1 protein-coding gene is annotated in these 502 nt (G+C 58.4%); it reads right to left on the reverse strand.

From position 1 onward, the window contains the following. A partial coding sequence (locus AC1RPR_RS08190) for a hypothetical protein (protein WP_481763467.1) occupies positions 1–502 on the reverse strand: 502 nt, incomplete at both ends.

Below are 502 nucleotides of genomic sequence, written 5' to 3' on the forward strand. Positions count from 1 at the left end.
GACCAGAGCGTGGCCCGCTTCGTGCGCCGCGACCATCGCCGTGAATTCCACGCTCCGCTTCTTCTTTTCCTTGTCCATATCGAATTCGACGTGGAACAGCGCGGTTTTCGTCGTCTTCTTCGAGCGCGGGCGGGGCAGCGTCTGGATTGCCTGTACCTTATGCTCACCATTCGACAGTTCCTTCGTCATCACGAATTCGGCACCCCGCACATCATTCTCGATTGCCCAGAATGCGGCATCGACCAGCAGCGTCGAGAACATCTTGTGAATCGAGCTGAACACCGGACGCGTACCCTGCGTCGGATACACCGAGTTTGCGTAGATTCGATCCAGCAGCGATTGGTCGGCCGCGAACTTGATGCCCGACACTTTCTCCATCTCCCGTACGTACTGGTTGACGGAACGCGCGATCAGCGCCTCGTACGATTTTCGGCTGAGCGACGGGTAGATGATGTGGTTGTTGCCGAAGCGCGCCACGTGCTCGGGCTTGAACCGCGACATC

It is taken from the genome of Dellaglioa sp. CoH-57-MRSF-22 (assembly GCF_056781895.1).